Raw genomic sequence first — 15,817 nt, 5'->3', positions numbered from 1 at the left:
GATGAAACCCCACGCCACGGCCTACAGCCAACGCTTGTTGCGCGGTCAGACGCCCTCTTACGAACGCTTGCAGGCACGCCTGGCCGAAGACGGCAGTGAATTGGGCACCGCACCGATCGCCGTGCATTGCGGCTGGGGCCGGTTGCTGATCGGCCATACCTTCCCGGATGCGGCGAGCCTGGCCCAAGAGCTGCTCAATGAACAGTCAGGTGAACGCGACATCGCCCTGTACGTGGCGGCGCCTCAGCAAGTGCTGGGGTTGGAGCCGGCTCAGTTGTTTCTCGACCCTTCCGACACCTTGCGCCTGTGGTTCAGCGACTACCGCCAATCCACTCGGGTGTTTCGCGGATTTCGCATCCGTCGAGCCCAGAGCGATACGGACTGGCAGGCGATCAATCAGCTGTATCAGTTGCGCGGCATGCTGCCGATCGACGCGAGTCTGCTGACTCCGCGTCATCAGGGTGGGCCCGTCTATTGGCTGGCCGAAGATGAGGACAGCGGCGCGATCATCGGCAGCGTCATGGGCCTCAACCATCACAAGGCGTTCAACGATCCGGAAAATGGCAGCAGCCTGTGGTGCCTGGCGGTCGACCCACAATGTTCGCGACCGGGCGTCGGTGAAGTGTTGGTGCGGCATTTGATCGAGCACTTCATGAGCCGTGGGCTGAGTTACCTGGACCTGTCAGTGCTGCACGACAACCAGCAGGCGAAAAGTCTTTACGCCAAGCTCGGGTTTCGCAACCTGTCGACCTTCGCGATCAAGTGCAAAAACGGCATCAATCAGCCGTTGTTTCTGGGCCCGGGTCCCGAAGCCGAGTTCAATCCTTATGCACGAATCATCGTCGAGGAAGCTCACCGTCGCGGCATCGATGTACAAGTCGATGACGCCGACGCCGGGATGTTCACCCTCAGCCATGGCGGGCGCCGGGTACGTTGCCGCGAATCCCTCAGCGACTTGACCAGCGCCATCAGCATGAGCCTGTGCCAGGACAAAAGCCTGACGCACAAAGTGCTCAAGGCTGCCGGTTTGAACCTGCCAGCGCAGCAACTGGCCGGCAACGCCGATGACAATCTGGCGTTTCTCGACGAGCACGAACGGGTGGTGGTCAAACCGCTGGATGGCGAACAGGGCCAAGGTGTCGCGGTGGATCTACGGACCATTGAAGAGGTCCAGCAAGCCATCGAATCTGCTCGCCGGTTCGACAGTCGAGTGCTGCTGGAGAGCTTCCACGAAGGCCTCGATTTACGGATTGTGGTGATCGGTTTTGAGGTGGTCGCCGCAGCGATTCGTCGGCCGGCAGAAGTGGTGGGCGATGGTCAGCATTCCATCGGTGCACTGATCGAAGCCCAGAGCCGGCGTCGTCAGGCGGCGACCAGCGGTGAAAGCAAAATCCCGCTGGACCATGAGACCGAGCGCACCTTGGCAGCGGCGGGTTTTGACTACAGCAGCATTCTGCCGGCGGGCGAGCATCTGTTCGTACGGCGTACGGCGAATCTTCATACCGGCGGGGTTCTTGAAGATGTGACGGCGATCCTGCATCCGACACTGGTGGATGCGGCGGTGCGCGCGGCGCGAGCGCTGGACATTCCGATGGTCGGGCTCGACCTGATGGTGCCCGCCGCCGATCAACCGGAGTATGTGTTTATCGAAGCCAATGAGCGTGCCGGGTTGGCTAACCATGAGCCGCAGCCGACGGCTGAGCGGTTTGTGGATTTGTTGTTTCCGCATAGTCAGCCGGCGGTCTGACATTCCTCTTCATGATCGTTCCCACGCGCTGCGTGGGAACGATCAGCGCTTAATTCATCAGGAGTTTCCATGACCAGCAACATTCCAGAACCGGATCTGAACTACCTGCAAAAAGTCCTGCTGGAAATGCTCGCCATTCCCAGCCCGACCGGGTTCACCGACACCATCGTGCGTTATGTCGCCGAGCGGCTTGAAGAGCTGGGTATCCCCTTTGAGATGACTCGCCGCGGCACCATCCGCGCCACCCTCAAGGGCAAGAAAAACAGCCCCGACCGGGCGGTCTCCGCTCACCTCGACACCATCGGCGCGGCGGTTCGCGCGATCAAGGACAACGGCCGTCTGACCCTGGCGCCTGTCGGTTGCTGGTCCAGCCGTTTTGCCGAGGGCAGCCGGGTCAGCCTGTTTACTGACAACGGCGTGATCCGTGGCAGCGTGCTGCCGCTGATGGCGTCCGGGCATGCGTTCAATACCGCCGTGGATGAAATGCCGATCAGTTGGGATCACATCGAATTGCGCCTTGATGCTTATTGCGCCACGCGTGCCGATTGCGACTCTCTGGGCATCAGCGTCGGTGACTTTGTCGCCTTCGACCCTTTGCCGGAGTTCACCGAAAGCGGCCACATCAGCGCCCGACATCTCGACGACAAGGCCGGCGTTGCCGCATTGCTGGCGGCGCTGAAAGCGATCGTCGACAGCGGCGAAGAGCTGATGATCGACTGTCATCCGCTGTTCACCATCACCGAGGAAACCGGCAGTGGCGCGGCGGCGGCGTTACCGTGGGACGTCAGCGAATTCGTCGGCATCGACATTGCCCCGGTCGCGCCGGGTCAGCATTCCAGCGAACACGCAGTGAGCGTGGCGATGCAGGATTCCGGCGGACCTTACGACTATCACCTGTCGCGGCATCTGCTGCGCCTGGCCAGTGACAACGAATTGCCGGTGCGTCGCGACCTGTTCCGCTACTACTTCAGCGATGCCCATTCGGCGGTCACTGCCGGGCATGACATTCGCACCGCCCTGCTCGCTTTCGGCTGCGACGCCACTCACGGCTACGAACGCACCCACATCGACAGCCTCGCCGCCCTCAGCCGCCTGCTCGGCGCCTACATTCTGAGTCCGCCGGTGTTTGCCAGCGATGCACAACCGGCCAAGGGTTCGCTGGACCGGTTCAGTCATCAGATCGAACATGAGACGCAGATGGAAAGCGATACGCGGGTGCCGTCGGTGGACAGCCTCGTAGGGCAGCGGTCCGAAAGCTGATCCAGTTTTTGGGTCGCCAGGTAGATTGTCATCGTCGGAACGCCGCCCGGACCAAGCCCGCTCCCACAGTGATTGCTGGTGATCACAAATGTGGTGTACACCACAAAACCTGTGGGAGCGGGCTTGCCCGCGATGGCGATCGATCAGGCAAGACTTGAGGCCCAGGCTAGCCCCAACCCTTCATTCGCCGTAGCATCGCGCCATTGTTTAGCCGAGGTGCTTATGCTGATTCCCCACGACCAACTTGAAGTCGACACCCTCACCCGCCTGATCGAGGATTTCGTGACCCGTGACGGTACGGACAACGGCGATGACACGCCGCTGGAAACCCGTGTTCTGCGTGTTCGCCAGGCGTTGACCAAGGGCCAGGCGCTGATTGTCTTCGACCCGGAAAGCGAGCAATGCCAGTTGATGCTCAAGCACGATGTGCCCAAGCACCTGTTCGACTGAGGCCTCAGCGTCCTTTGTTTTTCGCCAGTTTGACCTGGATGCGGTCGTAGACCTCGGAGCGGTGCACGTTGACGTTCTGCGGCGCTTCGACACCGAAGCGCACACTGCCTCCGTTGACGGCAAGAATGCGCACGGAAATGTTGTCACCGATGGAAATCAATTCGCCCACAACGCGACTGAGTACAAGCATGGCATTCGTCCTTCAGGGTTATCGAACCCTGAAGATGCCCTGCACTCGGCGGGCCTACAATGCGACAGCAGCAAATCAGTCCCGCCCTACAGCGCACGCCGAACAGCTCCTATGGAAACGTCCCACAAAGCCATTGAATGAAGGACCGATCCTTCAGGAAGCGGAGAAGCGTGGGCCGAAAAGGATGATGCTCGCCCCGATCACACACAGCGCCACACCGAGCCAGTCCGAGCCCAGCGGACGAATCCGCTCGACCACCGCCAGCCAGCCGATCGACGCGATGATGTAGATGCCACCGTAAGCGGCATAGGCGCGGCCGGCGTAGGTCGCTTCGATGCGGGTCAGCAGCAGCGCGAACAAGGTCAGGCTGAGCAGAGCCGGCACGACCCACCAGGCGCTTTTGCCCTGGCGCAGCCACATCCAGAAGGCAAAGCAGCCGGCGATTTCAAACAGCGCGGCGAGAAAAAACCACAGGTAATTGAGCATGCAAAACGTCTCGCGAGGATGGCCGATGGCGGCCACCCTAACGACGGTGTTGTGCAGGGGGCAAGCTCAACCTGCGGATTGTTTGGCCTTGGCGCGCATTTTGTCGGCCATGACGGTCATTTCGTCGTAGAGCAATTGCGGGTTCTTCTGCTTGAGTGCCCAGGCCATACGGCCCTGTTCGTGAGGCAGGATCATGAATTCGCCGGCGGCAACGTGTTGATAGATGTAGTCGGCAATGTCCGCCGCGCTGATCGGCGAGCTTTCCAGCAACTTGCCGACCTGGGCTTTCATGGCCGGCGTCGGGCCACGGAAGGAGTCCAGCAGGTTGGTCTGGAAGAACGACGGGCACACCACATGCACGCCGACTTCCTGCTGCGCCAGTTCGATCAACAGGCTTTCAGACAACGCCACCACGCCAGCCTTGGCCACGTTGTAGTTGCTCATGGCCGGGCCTTGCATCAGGGCGGCCATCGACGCGATGTTGATGATCTTGCCTTTGCTTTTTTCCAGCAGCGGCAGGAAGGCCTTGCAGCCCTTGACCACGCCCATCAGGTTGATTGCGATCTGCCAGTCCCAGTCTTCCAGGGACAGTTCACTGAAGAACCCGCCCGAGGCAACGCCGGCGTTGTTGACGATGACATCGATGCCACCGAGTTTCTCGTCGCAGGCTTGGGCGAAAGCGGTCAGCTGGCTGTAATCGCGCACGTCGCAACGCTGGATAAAACCGTCGCCGCCGGCTTCGCGAACCCGTTTCAGGGTTTCCTGCAGACCGGGTTCGCTGACATCCGACAAGGCCAGCTGCCAGCCTTCACGCGCCCAGCGCAGCGCGATTTCGCGACCTAAGCCCGAGCCCGCACCAGTGATCATCATGCGATTTTGCATAGCAAACAGCCTTGTTGTTCCGGGGAAGATGCATCGAGTGTAGCGAAGGACAATGCCCGACCCACGCTCCATCAGATTGCTGAATGGCCCGAGCAAACCGGGAAAGTGCCTGAACCAACTTGTGCCATAAAAAACGAAATAAGCCTTTCTTCGAAAAACATTAAAAAAACTTGGAATTTTCTTTCATTTGCCACAGTCGGATTTTGTAAGCAGCCCGGTTTTATATCAGCCCGGCTGACGGTTAAACGCCAGGTAATTCAAGAACACTTCCAACAAGGAAATAGACATGGGCACAATTCTAATCATTATTCTGATCCTCCTGCTGGTAGGTGGTTTACCGGTCTTCCCGCACTCCAGAAGTTGGGGTTATGGCCCGTCGGGTATCATCGGCGTGGTGTTGGTGGTGCTGTTGATCCTGCTGTTGCTCGGCAAGATATAAAGGTTTAACAGGCAAAAAAAAGAGGCCCTTTTCAGGGCCTCTTTTTTATTGCATCAAGACTTAATCCGGCTTGCCATCAACCACACCGGCGGTGTTGTCGATCAGGCTCTTGGTCGCCGTTTGCAGGAAGGCTTCGAGCTTGAGTTTCAGCTCAGCGGTACGCGGTGCATCCGGAACGATCTCGGCGTGAGGTGTTGCGCCCAGTTCGTACTGGTACATCTTCGGCGCCATTTCCTTTTCCTTCGGCAGCACCAGAATCTGATCAGCCGTGATGATGGCGGTGGTCTGCTCGCTACCCGACGGCTTGATCACGCCAAAACCGGTGTCGCCTTCAGGCAGGTTGAGCAAATCGCGGCCCCAGCACTGATGACGCACTTCGCCACCGATGCGGCCCATGATGGTCGGCACGATGTCGATCTGAGTGCCTACGGTATGGTCACGCTGGCCGAATTTTTCCTGGATGCCCGGTGCGATCATCAGCATCGGCACGTTGAAGCGGCCCAGGTCCATTTCGGTGATCTGGCGCTCATTGCCAAAACCGTGGTCGCCGACGATCACAAACAGGGTTTCCTTGAAATACGGCTCCTTGCGGGCCTTTTCAAAGAACTGGCCCAGCGCCCAGTCTGCGTAGCGCATGGCGGTCAAATGCTCGTTCAGACTACCGCGATCGGTCACGCGCTCAACCGGCAATGGTGTCGGCAAGGCATAGGGCGTGTGGTTGGACAGGGTTTGCAGCAGCGCATAGAACGGCTTGCCGTTTTCCCGTGCCTTGAGCTCCACCAGACCACGGTCGAACATGTCCTGGTCGGACACGCCCCAGGTCGGATCGGAGAACACCGGGTTCACGAAGTCGTTACGACCAATGAAGTTGGTCATGCCCTGGTTGCTGAAGAAACCCGACTGGTTATCCCAGGCGAAGTCGCCGTTGTAGACGTACACGTCTCCATAGTCACGGGCACTGAGCAATTGCGGCAGGCCGGACAACTTGTGGCTGCCTTCCGGCGTCTGCATCAGGTATTCGAAACCCGGCAGGTTCGGGAAGCAGGCCATGGTGGCGAACATGCCCTGGTGGGTATGGGTGCCGTTGGAGAAGAAGCGGTCGAACAGCAGGCCTTCTTTCGACAATTTGTCGAGGTACGGCGTGATGTTGCCCGGTGCGCCCAAGGCGCCCACCGAGTGACCGGCCATGCTTTCCATCAGGATCACGACGACGTTCTTGATTGGCAGGGTCTTGTCGGCCGGCGGCGTGTAGTCGCGACGCACGGCTGCAGTTTCGGCATCCACCAGTTTGTCGTCTGCCATTACCAGCATGTCACGCACGATTTTCTGCGCTTCAGGCTGTGGCAACGTGGCCTTCCAGACGTTGTCGCGATCTTCGGACATACGGCTCTTGGCCGCGGCGACCAGCGACAAGGTGCCGTTGAGGCCCAACTGGTTGGCGAAGTTCGAGTTGGTGGTGTAAACGTCACCCCAACGCAGTGGCGGGCCCTGACGCAGGGTGCCACGAGCGGCGACCACGCAGACCAGCAGGCAGACGACGAACACTGTGAGGCGCGCATACCAAGGGGCGATCTGGCGCGTGCCGATGCTGCCGCCGCTGAAGGGACCGCGAGGCCGGGTGGCGCGGTCGGCGCCTTTGAACGCCAGGGTCAGGATCAACGTGCCCACGGCCCAGGCCAGCAGGTAGCGAACCACCGGGAAACCGTACCAGAGCATGCTCATCACAGTTTTCGGGTCTTCCTTTACATATTGGAAGACCAGGCCGTTGAGGCGCTGGTGGAACTCGCGGTAGAAGTCCATCTCCATCAGGCCCAGGAACAGCGCGATGCTCGAGGCGATGGTCAGCCAGAACCGGAAGAATCCGCGTGCGGCCATCGCCCGGGCGCTGAACAGCGCCAGCAGCAATGGAATGCTGAGGTAGACCACCAGGCGCAGGTCGAAACGCAGACCGTTGGCGAATGCTTCGAGAAAGGTCGAGGCCGGGGTGTCGAGGATCATCTCGCGGTTGTAAACCAGCAGCGCAACGCGCAGCAGGCTGAACATGACCATCATGACCAGGGCACACAGCAGCGTGTAGGCCAGATGCGATTTGACGGTCGGTTGCAGCAGGCGACTAGAAGCTCGCTGCTGACTCAGGGCGTCCGGGTTTGCCATGTCGTTTTAGGACCCATTGGAAGTTGAAGTTTCAAAAATACAGCGGCGCCTTGCCCTCTGTTGGCCAGTTCTCGGCCCCGGGGCTTGCGCGGTGCGCAAATGTTGCACGATCACTCGCGGCATTGCCATTGATTACTGTCCGCATGTTGGCGCGGGCGAATTGTCTTGGAGGCTTTGTGAAAATTTCGTGCAACGTATATTCGGAAACAAAATAAAGTTTCTAGCTCCGAATGCCCGTTAGTTCGGGGGTATATCCGTTTCTTCGGTAATCGCTGCTCTTTGATCGAGGGCATATCCGTTTCTGCGGTCACGGCGACTGGCGGTTTCGCTTTTACAGCGAGTCACTTGGAAAAGCCCCAAGTAACCAAGGGCTCTTGCCCCTCCATTCGGTGCCTCGCCTAGGCTCGGCATGCCCTCACTCCGGCATTGCTCCGGGGGCCCGCCGCCATCGGCCATCCATGGCCGGGGGCGGCTACCGCGGCATCCTTGCCGCGGTGCCCCCTGCGCAACGCCTGCGTTCGGCCTCTGGGAAAGGGGCGGCAGATCTGAAGCCAAAGCAAAGCAACAGCAACAGCAACAGCAACGGCAAGATCAACAGCTTCGCGAGCAAGCCCGCTCCCACATAAAGCAGATCGGCGGACAGCTTTTGCTCCTCACCACTCAACAGGCCGAGCGTTAGCTCGCCTGCAGCTTTTGATCTGGATGCACCGCCGCCTCGAGAGGCCGAGTGGAGGTTCTGCGCAGTGGGCAACCCGGCATGGATGCCGGGTTAGCCGCCCCCGGCCATGGATGGCCGATGGCGGCGGGCCCACGGAGCAGGACCGGAGCGAGGGCATGCCGAGCCTGGGCGAGGCACCGAACGAAAGGGGCAAGAGCCCTTGGTTACTTGGGGCTTTTCCAAGTGACCCGCCGTAAGGGCGGAACCCTAAGCGGCCATTACCCCAGGAACGGATATGCCCCCAATCAAAAAAACCGCCCTGCCAAATAGAAAACGCCCCGAACAAAGTCAGGGCGTTTTATCAAAAAGAGCGATTACTTCTCGGCGCGTTCTTTCAGGGCTTTCAAGGTATTGAACGGCGCATCGACCACAAACTTGTTGGCCACCATCGACGGAATGCTACCGCCCGGCTCAGTGTGCACCTGATAAGTCACTTCAATCTGATCGCCCTTGGGCACGAACTTCCAGAAACCGTCGACCTTGGTAACCCGGACGAAGCCTTTTTCTTCGGGAAGGTACTTCGGTACGCCTTCGAGCTTGCGGGTCAAACTGCCGTCAGCACCCTCGATGGTGGTCACATGCAGCACCGAATCACGCTCAGTAACCGGCCAAGGAGTATTGAACTGGGTGTAGGTCCAGCTCTGATCACCTTCGTGCTTGAGCAATTTCTGGGTCTTGCATTCGTGAATCCAGGCACAGGCCCCTGGCACGTCTTCCTGCAATGCGCGCAGTTTGGCCACGGTGGTCTTCATCAGCGTGACACCACGGTAGGCCTTGTAATCGGAGCCGGCCACCTCGCTCAAGGAGATCTTGATGCCGTCCTGTTCCTTGGCGACTTTCCAGTCTTCGGCGTGAGCAGCCGTGGTGGCGAACATTACCGTCAAACCACACAACACAGCCATACGATGCAGCGAACCCATAATCTTATTCCTTATTGTTGAAGATCCGTTCGTTGAACACATCACGCCGCCGTCATTTGCTCCCACCAACCCAGCAATTTGATCGCTTCGTCACTGCTGCTTCCGCAGACTTCGATGTCGGCTTCGAACGCCGAACACACTGCAGGACGTTCCGGTTTGCCGAAAATGCCGCACAGGTTATCGACAGAGAGTTGTACGCAACGTTCTCCGGCGGGCTTGCCATTGGGCATGCCGGGAATCGGTGAACTGATGGAAGGGGCAATGCAACAGGCGCCACAGCCTTCACGGCATTTCATGACGACGAGCTCCTCGAAGGGCGATGTGTTAAAGGACGTGGCACAGAGTAACCGCTAAAACGCTTGTTTAAAATTGTCTGGACCCGGGTTTTTACGCTTAAAGGAGCGTGACTGACCAGTCTCCGACAAAGCGTCTGGCCATCGGGTCACGGACGGGAAGAAATTATCGTTTGAACTCGAATTCCAGCGCTGCGCCTTCGACTTCACGGCGCTCTTCGTTGCGCAGTTGCAACTTCATTTCGTTGCTGATCAACCTCCCGTTGAGCTGAAACGGACCCGCCTTCTCACCAAACATTTGCGGCAATACTGCATCGTGCCGTGGCAACGCTACCGTACCGAGCGGTTTCAGCTCCTCGGCCATGTCTTGGGGCAGGCTCAAATCCAGGTCGGCCGAAGGAAGCTTGGTTTTCGCGATTTCACTGGCGGATTTAGACTTGGAGGCAATCGGCGGTCGCTTTTTCACCTTGGCCGCTTTGTTTTTGACCGGCGCGGCTTTCTTGACCGGTGCCGGTTTTTTCGCGGTGGCGCTGGCTGCCGGTTTTTCTTGAACGGAAGCCGCCAATACGCCTTCTGTCTGGAAGGTCATCAGCAGGCAGATCGATAGCCAGACAGCGGGAAAAATCGGCTTCATGGACCCAACGGTACAAACGGCAGGAGCCATATGCTCGCCTGTTGCACGCGACATGACAAGCGCGGGCAGAAATAACCTGCCCGCCCCCTCAAAAGCCCCCGACCATCTCCTGACAGAGCTGGGTAGCGAGCATGCCCAGGGTCATCAACGCACGCTCGGCTTCACGGTTCCAAGGCGTGCCGCAGTTCAACCGAATGCAGTGATTGAACTGCTCGGTGTTACTGAAAATAAGCCCCGGCGCGATGCTGATGCCCTGCTGCAACGCACGAACATGCAGCTCCTGGGTGTTGACCCGCCCCGGCAGGCTGACCCACAGAATGAAGCCGCCGGTCGGCCGGGTCATCTGCGTGCCTTCCGGGAAGTATTGCTGCACCGCCAGTTGGAAAGCGCTGAGGTTCTTGCGGTACTCCTGACGGATATAGCGCAAATGCCGGTCGTAACCACCGTTCTCCAGGTAGGCCGCAATGCCCATCTGCGTGACACTGCAGGCCGAATGGGTGCTGAAGGTCTGCAAACGCTGGATTTCCTGCTGGTACTTGCCGGCAATCATCCAGCCGATCCGCACGCCCGGCGACAAGGTTTTGGAGAAGCTTGAGCAATAGATCACCCGATCCAGTCGATCGTAGGCTTTCAGTGATTTGGTGCGACCCTGCTCGAACATCAGTTCGCCGTAGATATCATCTTCGACAATCTGGATATCGAAATCCGAGGCCAGCCGCAGCAGTTGCTTCTGCCGCTCTTCGGGCATGGTGCCGCCCAATGGATTGCTCAGACGAGTGGTCAGCACCAGCGCCTTGATCGACCACTGGTTGGCCGCCAGCTGCAACGCTTCGAGGCTCATGCCGGTGGCCGGATCGCTCGGGATCTCGATGACCTTGAGGCCCAGCAAGTCAGCCAGTTGCAGCAAACCGTAGTAGGTCGGCGATTCGGCGGCGATCAGGTCGCCCGGGCGGGTCAGCACTCGCAGGGACATCTGCAACGCATCGACGCAGCCGTGAGTAATCACCACTTCCGACGGATCGACCACCACGCCGGCATCGCGCATGCGGATCGCCACTTGTCGGCGCAACGGTTCGAAACCGGGGCTGAACATGTAGCTGAACGCCCGCGGGCTATGAAAACGGGTGACTTTGGCCAGTTGCTGATGCAGCGCCCGCACTGGTAGATAATCAACGCTCGGTACGGCTGCACCCAAGGGAAACACACCCTCGCGGCGGGATTCGACCAAGACTTGTTGGATGATGCTGCTGCGAGTGACCAGACCAGGACGCTCCACCCGGGCGATGTCCGGTGTCGGCGCGGTCAGGGCCGGGGTCTGGTGCACGTAGTAACCCGACTGCGGCCGGGCGCGGATCAACCCCTGATCCTCGAGGTTGGCGTAAGCCTGCAACACCGTCGCATGGCTGACGTTGAGCTGCGAGCTCATCTTGCGCACCGAAGGCACGCGTTCCCCCGGTTGATAGACGCCACGGCGGATGTCTTCGGCCAGTTGCTGAGCAATACGTTGGTAGAGCAAGAGATTGGTCATGACGCAGCACTCGATTTCACGGGCATTTTATTCTTGTGTGAAACAATACCGGAACAGTTTAGAAGTGTACTGGGACAGTTGCCACAATAGTCGACCGTACAGCGCAGTGTCAGCAAAAACTGTACTGTTTTGTGAGTTGATTAGCAGGCGTAAAAAAACCCGACGCTGACGGGCAGGCCGGGTTTTCCAGTGACGCAGCCCTTAGCGGGCAGCGCCGAGCTGGCCTTTTTCGTCAGAGAACACAATTTCTACCCGACGGTTCTGCGCACGTCCCCGTTCGGAAGCGTTCACGTCGACCGGATATTCATCACCGTAGCCTTCGACCTGGATGCGTTTATCGTCGATGCCCAAATCCATCAGCACGTCCGCCACCGATTGCGCACGGTCACGGGACAGCTTGAGGTTTTCCTGCTTGCCGCCGGTACTGTCGGCATAGCCTTCGATGCGCACTACGCGCTTGGGGTTGAGCTGCAGGAACTGCACGATCTTCAACACCACGCGGTTCGCCGAGTTTTTCAACTCCGCTTCGCCCGTGTCGAACAACACGTCGCCCAAGGTCATCACCAGGCCACGGTCGGTCTGGGTGGTCGCCAACGCGACAATCTGTTCTTCGAGCCACTTGCCCTGCTGCTGCACGCTGAGCAGTTTGGATTCGCGCAGGGCCAGTTGCAGGCGCTGACGCTCCAGTTCGAGCTTCGCCGCACGTTCTTCGTTGAGCACCTGGTTGGTGTGTTCGCGCGCGATTTCGCTATAGCGCTCACTCAGGTAAGCGTAATGCAGCACGTCCGTTCCACTGCCCCAGTAGCTGGACAGACGATCGGCGCGGGCCAGCGACTCACCGGCACGAATCACGTCCTTGGGCGCGATTCGCAGCACGTTGGAATCTTCCTTGACCTTCTGGAAGTCAGTACTGGCCTGCTGCAACGCGGCCTCGCTGTGCTGACCGGCACAACCATAGAGGCTGGCGCAGCCTGCCAGGATCAAACCGCCCAGGGCTTTGGTCTTGAGGCTCATTGGGCATCTCCCAGTTGCTTGCGCAGGCGAGTGATGCGGGTATTAAGCACGTTCAACTGCTCCTCGCTCTTGAGGGTCAGAACCCGGGCTTCGGCCAGACGCGCGTCCAGCTCGGCCTGCTCGGCCCGCATGCGCGCGTTCTTGAAGGATTGGTCGTTCATGCTGCCCTTGGCGCGGTTGAACTTGTCTTCGGCCAGTTTCATTTCCGGCACGTCGGCGGAGGTGGCGCCCACGGCCTTGGCCTGCTCGAGTGCCTGTTCGGTCAGGCGCATTTGTTCATTCGGCGCCGGATCGGCTGCACAACCCGCCAGAGCCAGAACGGCCAGGGCAGCGAAAAGAGGTCGAATACTCACTAAAAATCCCTACTGTTTTGGGGTACTGACAGGTTGTTGCTGCGGTTGTGAGAGCTGCGCCTTCCAGCGCTCGATATTGCGTTGCAGCACGGCTTCCGTCAGTCCGGACGCGGGCAATTCTGTCATCTTTTTGGCCAGCTGTCCGCGCAACCACGGATCGTTGCAGGCGGAGTTGTGGGAAACCGCGAGGAACAGGCCAGGTTTGTCGATCGGTTGAGGACGGGCGATCAGGTCGTTGGCCAGGTTCAGTGTCTGCGCGGCCGCCATGCCCGAGTAGCGTCCGGCAAGGACAAATTCCACCTCACCCAGCAGCAATTTCTGAAAGGCCTGGGTCAGGTTAGGCGTACGGGCTAGGGTCAATTGCTGCTCGGCAAACGTGCCAAATGCCGGGGTCATACGAGACTTTTCCGACAATGCGCCGGGATGGCCGTGAAGGTCCTGCGCTTCGTTGTAGACCAGCGTCGAGTCTTTTCGGGTCCAGACCAGGTAATCGTTTTCCAGTAACGGCGGATGAATGTAATCCAGGGATTCCAGTTGACTGACCGTCAATGACGCATCCGCCAGCATGTCCATTCGCCCACTGCGCACTTCGTCCAGGGCCTGAGAGCGTTTGCCGGCGTAAAGCAGTTCAACCTTGATCCCCAACTCCCCCGCCACCTGCTGCAACAAATCTGCACTGGCGCCGATCAGGTGCTTGGGGTTTTGCGGGTCTTGCCACAGGTACGGCGGTGCGTCCGGACTGCCGGTGACCACCAGGCGTTCGCACTTGCCCGCGGCGACGGACAGCGCCGGCAACACCGTCAGACCCAGCAGCAATGACCAGCCGTAAACGCGGCGCAGATCCATGGCAATACTCTCCCACTCAAATCCGGAACAAAAAAAAGCCCGACCAAAAGGTCGGGCTCTTTATAAGTCAGGCCGCTGGATTAGACCAGCTTCTCGAACTCAGGGATTGCTTCGAACAGGTCTGCCACCAGGCCGTAGTCGGCCACCTGGAAGATCGGCGCTTCTTCGTCCTTGTTGATCGCGACGATCACTTTGGAGTCTTTCATGCCGGCCAGGTGCTGGATCGCGCCGGAGATACCGACGGCGATGTACAGCTGTGGCGCAACGATCTTGCCGGTCTGACCGACCTGCATGTCGTTGGGTACGAAACCGGCGTCGACCGCGGCGCGGGAAGCACCGACGGCAGCGCCCAGCTTGTCGGCCAGGGCGTACAGGTGTTTGAAGTTGTCGCCGTTCTGCATGCCGCGGCCGCCGGAAACAACGATCTTGGCAGCGGTCAGTTCCGGACGATCGGACTTGGCCAGTTCTTCGCCGACGAAGCTGGAAATACCCGCATCGTGAGCAGCGGCAACGGCTTCAACAGCCGCCGAACCACCTTCAGCGGCAACCGGGTCGAAACCGGTGGCACGCACGGTGATCACTTTGACCGCAGCGTTCGATTGAACGGTGGCGATGGCGTTACCGGCGTAGATCGGGCGCTTGAACGTGTCAGCGCTTTCGACCGAGATGATCTCGGAGATCTGGTCAACGTCCAGCTGAGCGGCAACGCGCGGCAGGATGTTTTTGCCGTTGGAAGTGGCAGCAGCCAGGATGTGGCTGTAGCCCTTGCCCAACTCGGCCACCAGAGGAGCAACGTTTTCCGGCAGTTGGTGAGTGTAGGCGGCGTTGTCGGCCACCAGCACTTTAGCCACGCCAGCGATTTTCGCAGCGGCTTCAGCCACGGCGCCAGCGCCCTGACCTGCAACCAGAACGTGGATGTCACCACCGATTTTAACGGCGGCAGCCACGGTGTTCAGCGTGGCCGGGGCCAGCACTTTGTTGTCGTGTTCAGCAATAACCAAGATAGTCATTTAGATTACCTTCGCTTCGTTTTTCAGTTTCTCGACCAGTTCAGCCACCGATTTGACCTTGATACCCGCGCTGCGTGCAGCTGGCGCTTCGACTTTCACGGTCTTGTTGGTGGAGGCGGTGGAAACGCCCAAAGCGTCCGGAGTCAGCACTTCGAGAGGCTTCTTCTTGGCTTTCATGATGTTCGGCAGGGACGCGTAGCGCGGCTCGTTCAAACGCAGGTCGGTGGTGACGATGGCCGGCAGTTTCAGGGAAACTGTCTGCGCGCCGCCGTCGACTTCGCGAGTCACGGCAACGCTGTCGCCACTGATGTCGACTTTGGACGCGAACGTGCCCTGACCGTAGCCGCTCAATGCCGCGAGCATCTGGCCAGTCTGGTTGTTGTCGCTGTCGATGGCTTGTTTGCCAAGGATCACCAGCTGAGGCTGTTCCTTGTCGACAACAGCCTTGAGCAGCTTGGCAACGGCCAGCGAAGTCAGGTCTTCAGCGGATTCGACGAGGATGGCGCGGTCGGCACCCAGAGCCAGCGCGGTGCGCAGTTGCTCTTGAGCGGTGGACGGGCCGATGGAGACGACGACGATTTCAGTCGCAACACCTTTCTCTTTCAGGCGTACGGCTTCTTCCACTGCGATTTCGCAGAACGGGTTCATCGACATCTTGACGTTGGCGAGGTCGACGCCGGAATTGTCCGCCTTGACGCGAACCTTGACGTTGTAATCCACAACGCGTTTGACAGCTACAAGAACCTTCATGGATTCCTCGTTACTCTCCGGTGAAAAGAAAGTCGCCTAGGCGAACCTGGCGGTTTGATGCTCATCGGCGCAAGGGCACCTCTAAAAACGCTGGCAAAGGTGTCAAGTGACAAGCGCTCACGATGAAGATGACCGTTCGTCAG

General features: G+C 59.3%; 17 protein-coding genes. 4 read left to right on the top strand and 13 right to left on the bottom strand.

Annotated features, from left to right (window positions below; genetic code table 11):
- The first annotated feature begins 1 nt into the window (after window position 1).
- From ngg to QF010_RS22520, 3 genes are all read left to right on the top strand, one after another.
- Complete coding sequence (ngg, locus tag QF010_RS22530) at window positions 2–1,747, top strand: N-acetylglutaminylglutamine synthetase (RefSeq protein WP_429533978.1); 1,746 nt, start codon at window positions 2–4, stop codon at window positions 1,745–1,747.
- A gap of 69 nt (window positions 1,748–1,816) precedes the next feature.
- Window positions 1,817–3,007: an osmoprotectant NAGGN system M42 family peptidase gene (locus QF010_RS22525; RefSeq protein ID WP_033055272.1), complete on the top strand. Its 1,191-nt coding sequence runs from the start codon at window positions 1,817–1,819 to the stop codon at window positions 3,005–3,007.
- Window positions 3,008–3,229: 222 nt separating this feature from the next.
- Complete coding sequence (locus QF010_RS22520; RefSeq protein WP_003199186.1) at window positions 3,230–3,457, top strand: YheU family protein; 228 nt, start codon at window positions 3,230–3,232, stop codon at window positions 3,455–3,457.
- 4 nt (window positions 3,458–3,461) lie between these two features.
- On the opposite strand, the gene csrA is transcribed toward QF010_RS22520, so the two are convergent.
- From csrA to QF010_RS22505, 3 genes are all read right to left on the bottom strand, one after another.
- Entirely contained in the window at window positions 3,462–3,647 is a 186-nt protein-coding gene (gene csrA, locus QF010_RS22515) for a carbon storage regulator CsrA (protein ID WP_008151243.1), read from the bottom strand.
- Between the two features lie 153 nt (window positions 3,648–3,800).
- The gene (locus tag QF010_RS22510) at window positions 3,801–4,133 is read right to left on the bottom strand and encodes a YnfA family protein (RefSeq protein ID WP_033055271.1); all 333 of its coding nucleotides are present in this window, start codon (window positions 4,131–4,133) and stop codon (window positions 3,801–3,803) included.
- A gap of 66 nt (window positions 4,134–4,199) precedes the next feature.
- Window positions 4,200–5,015 carry an SDR family oxidoreductase gene (locus QF010_RS22505; protein ID WP_033055270.1) on the bottom strand — a complete coding sequence of 272 codons (816 nt, stop codon included), beginning with the start codon at window positions 5,013–5,015 and terminating at the stop codon, window positions 4,200–4,202.
- 280 nt (window positions 5,016–5,295) lie between these two features.
- Between QF010_RS22505 and QF010_RS22500 the strand changes: the two genes are divergently transcribed.
- Complete coding sequence (locus QF010_RS22500; RefSeq protein ID WP_174602692.1) at window positions 5,296–5,454, top strand: DUF3309 family protein; 159 nt, start codon at window positions 5,296–5,298, stop codon at window positions 5,452–5,454.
- 60 nt (window positions 5,455–5,514) lie between these two features.
- Here the strand turns inward: QF010_RS22500 and QF010_RS22495 are convergent, their stop codons facing one another.
- The 10 genes from QF010_RS22495 to QF010_RS22450 all read right to left on the bottom strand — a co-directional run bounded on the left by QF010_RS22495 (window position 5,515) and on the right by QF010_RS22450 (window position 15,674).
- A complete protein-coding gene (locus QF010_RS22495; RefSeq protein ID WP_033055269.1) occupies window positions 5,515–7,608 on the bottom strand; it encodes an LTA synthase family protein in 2,094 nt (697 codons plus the stop codon).
- Between the two features lie 1,032 nt (window positions 7,609–8,640).
- Window positions 8,641–9,246 carry an START domain-containing protein gene (locus tag QF010_RS22490; RefSeq protein ID WP_033055268.1) on the bottom strand — a complete coding sequence of 202 codons (606 nt, stop codon included), beginning with the start codon at window positions 9,244–9,246 and terminating at the stop codon, window positions 8,641–8,643.
- Between the two features lie 41 nt (window positions 9,247–9,287).
- Window positions 9,288–9,542 (bottom strand): YkgJ family cysteine cluster protein, encoded by a 255-nt coding sequence (locus QF010_RS22485; RefSeq protein WP_056745406.1) that lies wholly within the window; start codon window positions 9,540–9,542, stop codon window positions 9,288–9,290.
- Between the two features lie 163 nt (window positions 9,543–9,705).
- Window positions 9,706–10,173 (bottom strand): hypothetical protein, encoded by a 468-nt coding sequence (locus tag QF010_RS22480; protein ID WP_033055265.1) that lies wholly within the window; start codon window positions 10,171–10,173, stop codon window positions 9,706–9,708.
- An 88-nt stretch (window positions 10,174–10,261) separates the two neighbouring features.
- Window positions 10,262–11,701, bottom strand: coding sequence for an aminotransferase-like domain-containing protein (locus QF010_RS22475; RefSeq protein WP_008146981.1), 1,440 nt, complete (start codon window positions 11,699–11,701; stop codon window positions 10,262–10,264).
- A 201-nt stretch (window positions 11,702–11,902) separates the two neighbouring features.
- Window positions 11,903–12,715 (bottom strand): OmpA family protein, encoded by an 813-nt coding sequence (locus tag QF010_RS22470; RefSeq protein ID WP_033055264.1) that lies wholly within the window; start codon window positions 12,713–12,715, stop codon window positions 11,903–11,905.
- Window positions 12,712–13,068 (bottom strand): DUF4398 domain-containing protein, encoded by a 357-nt coding sequence (locus tag QF010_RS22465; RefSeq protein ID WP_033055263.1) that lies wholly within the window; start codon window positions 13,066–13,068, stop codon window positions 12,712–12,714. The genes QF010_RS22470 and QF010_RS22465 overlap by 4 nt, the downstream gene beginning before the upstream one ends.
- Before the next feature lie 9 nt (window positions 13,069–13,077).
- Window positions 13,078–13,914 carry a substrate-binding periplasmic protein gene (locus QF010_RS22460; protein ID WP_429510793.1) on the bottom strand — a complete coding sequence of 279 codons (837 nt, stop codon included), beginning with the start codon at window positions 13,912–13,914 and terminating at the stop codon, window positions 13,078–13,080.
- An 80-nt stretch (window positions 13,915–13,994) separates the two neighbouring features.
- Window positions 13,995–14,924, bottom strand: coding sequence for an electron transfer flavoprotein subunit alpha/FixB family protein (locus tag QF010_RS22455; protein ID WP_123364825.1), 930 nt, complete (start codon window positions 14,922–14,924; stop codon window positions 13,995–13,997).
- Complete coding sequence (locus QF010_RS22450; protein WP_033057000.1) at window positions 14,925–15,674, bottom strand: electron transfer flavoprotein subunit beta/FixA family protein; 750 nt, start codon at window positions 15,672–15,674, stop codon at window positions 14,925–14,927.
- Window positions 15,675–15,817: the final 143 nt, after the last annotated feature.

The sequence above is a fragment of the Pseudomonas silensiensis genome (assembly GCF_050434865.1).
Taxonomy (GTDB): domain Bacteria; phylum Pseudomonadota; class Gammaproteobacteria; order Pseudomonadales; family Pseudomonadaceae; genus Aquipseudomonas; species Aquipseudomonas fluorescens_W.
This window is presented reverse-complemented; position numbering and strand designations above follow the sequence as displayed.